This is a genomic window from Microbacterium sp. ISL-103, from assembly GCF_018613995.1.
Taxonomy (GTDB): domain Bacteria; phylum Actinomycetota; class Actinomycetes; order Actinomycetales; family Microbacteriaceae; genus Microbacterium.
In genome coordinates, this window is sequence record NZ_JAGGPD010000464.1 from 1 (window position 1) to 5,112 (window position 5,112).

Annotated in this window: 3 protein-coding genes; all 3 read right to left on the reverse strand. The window is 71.5% G+C overall.

Going from position 1 to position 5,112, the window contains the following annotated elements:
• On the reverse strand, positions 1-1,066 hold a 1,066-nt coding region (locus J7E68_RS15930; RefSeq protein ID WP_215174217.1), incomplete at its 3' end, for a DUF58 domain-containing protein.
• 14 nt (positions 1,067-1,080) lie between these two features.
• Positions 1,081-2,076 (reverse strand): MoxR family ATPase, encoded by a 996-nt coding sequence (locus J7E68_RS15935; protein WP_215174219.1) that lies wholly within the window; start codon positions 2,074-2,076, stop codon positions 1,081-1,083.
• Positions 2,077-2,161: 85 nt separating this feature from the next.
• Entirely contained in the window at positions 2,162-5,080 is a 2,919-nt protein-coding gene (locus J7E68_RS15940; protein WP_215174221.1) for a DEAD/DEAH box helicase family protein, read from the reverse strand.
• Positions 5,081-5,112 lie beyond the last annotated feature (32 nt).

Below are 5,112 nucleotides of genomic sequence, written 5' to 3' on the forward strand. Positions count from 1 at the left end.
GGGGGTCGGTGGCGAGCAGCAGCGGCGCCGCGGCGCCGGCGGGCCGCAGGAGCGCGGCATCTGCGTCGTCGAGTTCCCCGGTGATGTACACGAGGGGTCCGGGAGGAGTGCCGCCGACGAGCGTCACGATGTCGCGCGCGTCGCCTCGCGGGGTCACCAGCGCGAGGGCGACGAGCAGGCCGTCACGGTCGTCTTCGTGGCCACGAAGGGTGCCGAGCAGCGTGCCGGCGCTGTCGATGACATCGACCCCGTATCCCTCCTGCACGAGGTGCACGGCCACCGAGGCGCACATCGAGACCGCGTTCTCGAACGCCGGATCGGCCTCGTCTCCGGGGCGCGCCCAGCGCGCGGCGCTGCGGTCGAAGACGACGAGGGCATCGGGGCTCGACTCCTCCTCTTCCTGGCGCACCATCAGATCGCCGCGGTGGGCGGTGGCGCGCCAGTGGATGCGGCGCATCGAGTCGCCCGGGATGTATCGGCGCGGCGAGAGGTTGTCGCTGCCCTGGCCGAGCCGACTCGACGAGGTCTGAGCGGTGCCGCCGGCTGCCCCCACTTTGACCGAGAGGGGCGCGAGGGTGAAGACCTCGGGCACCACTGTCACCGTGCGGGCCTCGCCGAAGGCCTGCTCGCGCTGCGCGAGTCCGAAAGGGTCGACCGTGCGCACCACCAGAGGGCCGATGGGCCAGACGCCTCGGCGCACGCCCGTGATCAGGTAGCTCAGCTGACCGGTCTCAGAGGGGTACTCACCCGCCGAGTCGCCCGTGACGGCGGCTGGCAGCACATCGCGCCACAGGCCGCGAGGCACCCGCAGCGCACGCAGTGTGAACCGCAGCGTCACGCGGGAGGTCTCGGAGACCGTCAGCAGATCGGTCGAGATTTGCCGAGCGACCGTGCCCGAGCGCCGCGGCGCCGCGACCGCCAGCACCGAGAACGCCGTCACCACGAGAAGCAGGACGCCGACGTAGATCAGGATGGGGGTGCCCACCATGTTGGCCGCGATCAGGCAGCCGATGCCCGAGATGAGCGCACCCGTGCCCCGGAGCGTGAGGATTCGACGACGTGGCATGGCTGCGGCGGCGGTCAGGAGCGCGCGGTCACGGTCACGGGCACGCGCACCCGCTCGACGATCTGTCGCAGGGCGGCCTCGACCGGCTGCGCACCGGCGCGGTGGGCGCCGCGGGCGGGAAGGAGTCGGTGCGCGAACACCGGCACGAGCAGGGCGGTGACGTCGTCGGGGATCACGAAGTCGCGACCGTCGAGCGCCGCCCACACCTTCGCGGCCCTGATCAGCTGCAGCGTCGCCCGCGGGCTCGCCCCGAGGTGCAGGTTCGGATCCGCGCGCGTCGCCTGGGCCAGAGCCACCGTGTACTCCTCGAGGGCGGGCGCCACATGCACCGAGCGGGCCCACGCGATGAGTCCCGAGATCGACGCGGCGTCGGCGACGGCCGTGACGGAGGCCAACGGGTTCACCGTGTCGCGCTGGCGGAGCATGAGGGCCTCGGCCGCGGCATCCGGATACCCCATCGAGATGCGCATCATGAAACGGTCGCGCTGCGCCTCGGGAAGGGCGTAGGTGCCCTCCATCTCGAGCGGGTTCTGGGTCGCCACGACGAGAAAGGGGTCGGGCAGCATGTGCGTCGAGCCGTCGACGGTCACCTGGCCCTCCTCCATCGCCTCGAGCAGGGCCGACTGCGTCTTCGGAGAGGAGCGGTTGATCTCGTCGGCGATCACGATGTGCGCGAAGACGGCGCCGCGCTTGAACTCGAACTCACGATCGACCGGGTTGTAGACGCTCACACCCGTCACGTCGCCCGGCAGCAGGTCGGGGGTGAACTGGATGCGGCGAACCGTCGCATCCACGCTCGCCGCCAGCGCTCGGGCGAGCATCGTCTTGCCGACACCCGGCACGTCTTCGATCAGCAGGTGGCCCTCGGCGAGCAGACACACCAGCGCGCTCCGCACGGCATCCGGCTTGCCATCGATCACCCGGCTGACGGACTCGACGATGGCCGACGTCTGCGCGGCGAACTGCTCGGCGTCGACGACGGTCGGGATCAGGGTCGAATTCTCTGGCATGCGTTCCCTCTCGCGTGGGCGCTGCGGTGCGCGTGAACCGATCGTAACCCGGCTGCCTTCGGATGGGGTGACAACCGTCTGATGCTCAACCCCACACCCGAGCGCGCGGCTCTGTCGGGTCGAGTCTGCCGTCGGCGCTGCGGGCGACGCGCAGCAGAGCGAGCCCCTGCACGCCACTCAGCTCGTGCAGCGTGCAGGTGCCGATCAGCGACTGCCAGTGTGTGCGGAATCCCTCGGCGTCGCTGCGCCGGCGGGCGATCGACCGCGGCACGGCGAGCAGCGTGCGCCCGGGGGAGAGTCGGTCGGCCAGCCGCACGAACAGTCTCAGTCGTGGCAGGCCTGCGGCGTCGATACGCAGCAGGAATCTCGGGGTGCGCACGGGCGAGAAGAGCTCCTCGACGGCATCCGCGACAGCCCGGGCATCGGATGCGGAACCGCCCAGCTCGATGCGGATGTGCGAGGGATCGCCGTGGTCGGTCGACGCGATGATCGCCGACTCGTCGAACGCGGCGATACGGCCGGCGTCGCGCAGCGTGCGGGCGACGGCGATCGCCGCAGACCGGTAGATCGCAGTGGGCCGCGACCTCTCGCCGAGCGCGCGGACGAACAGCCGCAGAGCGGATGCCGCCGCACCGACCGCCCCGGCCGCCATCGCGAGGGCGACGCCCACCAGAGCCGGGAGGGTGCCGCCGAGTGCGGTGAGCGCGACGAGGATCGCGCCTGCGCCTGCGGCGCCGATCGCGAACGCTCCGAGCGCGCTCGCGGTCGCGGTCTGGCCGGTGCGCAGCAGCGGGGCGCCTGCGGTGCCGCGCACCGAGACGACTTCCCGCTCTCTCGGCGTGTAGCTCTCGCCGATCCGCCACTCCTCCCTGGTCGCGCTCCTGGTCGGCCACCCCTCGCGGAGCATCCTGTCGACCTCGGCGATCGACGACGACGGATCCTTGTCGAGCACACGCTCCCAGGCATCGGCGACGAGAGAGGGGAGTGCGTGCCCGATGCCGCTGACGATCCTGCCGGTGCGATCCGCACCGAGGCCCCACAGGTGCGAGTGGCGACGCCGCAGACGATCCGACTCCGAGCGGTCGTCGAGGTCGACATCGGAGGGGATCAGACAGACGACCGACCAGTTGTGCGCGACCTTCTCGGGCCAGGCCGGGTCGAGCCGCAGGGTGCGTCCTCGCAGCTGCTGGGTTCCCGATGAGTTGGCCACCGTCGTGAGGTCGATGAGGGTGTTGACGGCCGGGCAGTCCCAGCCCTCGCCGAGAAGCCCCCGGGTGCCGACGAGCAGGCGCACCTCGCCGCGCCGGATCAGCTCGGACACGGCTCCGACGACCCGTCCGCTCCCGGCGCCCGGCACCTGCAGATCGCGGACCGCGCCCACGCCGTCGACGACCGAGACCTGCTCGTCGAGCAGCTCCGAGAGCGCGGTTGCGATGCGAGGTGCGTCCGCGGTGCCCACACGCAGCCGCTGCGACGTCAGCAGCACGGGGTGCAGCGAGGCCGTGACGGGGTCGGTGGCGAGCAGATCGAAGGTGCGCAGTGCTCCCGCCGGGGCGTCGCCCGCCAGGCCGCGACGATTTCCGTGCTCGACGAAGTCCGTCACCACGACGGCCCGGATCCGGTCGCCGTCCGGCCCGCCGATCTCACGGTGCAGGATCTCGACGGCGGCGTGGTCCTTGGCCGCTGAGAACGCCAGGGTGGTCTCGACCGGATTGCGGCCGCGACGGATGCCGCGGTCGGTCAGCGCGTAGCCGAAATCGGCGAGGGAACGGCGCACGTACTCCCACTGTCGCGAGGCGCCGGGATCGGCGAGCAGGCGCACCTGCGCGAAGCGCGACAGCACCGTGAGCAGGTCGTCCGTGGTGCAGCGGTCGAGCAGCACCGCAGGGATCGCCGCGACGAGCGGATGCTGCGGCGCCACCTCGCGCAGCACGAGGGCGCACGAGCGGGTCAGGGTGAAATCGCGTGAGAACGCCCGGTCCAGTCGGGCGAGGGGAGTCTCATGCGCTGCGGCGGCCGCGTCGTCGCCGGGTTCGTCGGGCTGCAGCTGCTCCTCGAGGTACGACACGGCGTCCGGGGTCGACAGCACCTGTCTGATCAGGTCGTGCAGCAGGCTCTCGTGTCGCCGGATGAACACCGCCTCGGCAGTGGTGGGCTCGGTGAACAGCACGTGATCGCGATAGGGAGCGAGATGCCCTTCTTTCACCACCGCGGGGGTCGGCACCTCGTAGTCGACGTCGCCGAGCAGATTGCTGTAGTTCTCGAACTCGGTCTCGTCGTCGGGCGACGGCAGTGTGGCGGTCACGCCGATCAGCCGGGGCTCGACGCCGGTCTCGCGGATGCGGGCGGCCAGGTACGCCACGACGATCGCCCAGTGATCGAGCAGGTGGTGGCATTCGTCGAGGACGATCGTGCGCACCCCCGACGCGACGATCCGCTCGATGAGGGCGACGGCGTTCGGATGCAGCACGCGCGCCAGTTCGTCGGGCCGCTGCCGGGTGAACTGCGATCGCAGCCGCCGCGCGCGGCTGCGGAGGCCGGAACGGTAGCGGCCGGGGTTGTCGACGGCCAGCTCGGCGAGCCAGGTCGCGGCATCCGCCTCCGTCCGCCCTGTGGCGGCGAGCTCGTCGGTCCACACGGCGCGGGCGAGGTCGTCGAAGGGCGAGCCGTCGCCGGTCACACTGAGCAGCTGATAGGTCAGCACGGTGAGGTCGGCGAGATGCTCGGGATCGTCCGAGACCGCCGAGGGCAGGGGAGCGAGGTCGGCGGCGGTGCGCAGCCACTGCTGCCGGATCGTCACCGTGGGCGAGAGCACGAGTGCGCGATGCCCCTCTCGTGCGGCCAGGAGCAGACCGAGCAGCGTCTTGCCGGCGCCCGGCGGGGCGACGATGTGCAGCGGATCGGAGTCACCGGGTGGGAGGCGATCGAGGACCTCCGCCTGATACGTGCGGAGTGTGCCGCGGAAGCGCCACGTCGACAGAGGAGTGGCGGTGGCGTGATCCATGACCTGTCCAGTCTGTCAAAGAGCAGGCGCTG

Excerpts from the sequence above, each read along its gene's own strand:
- J7E68_RS15935 (WP_215174219.1), bottom strand. The coding sequence starts at position 2,076 with ATGCCAGAGAATTCGACCCTGATCCCGACCGTCGTCGACGCCGAGCAG.
- J7E68_RS15940 (WP_215174221.1), bottom strand. The coding sequence starts at position 5,080 with ATGGATCACGCCACCGCCACTCCTCTGTCGACGTGGCGCTTCCGCGGC.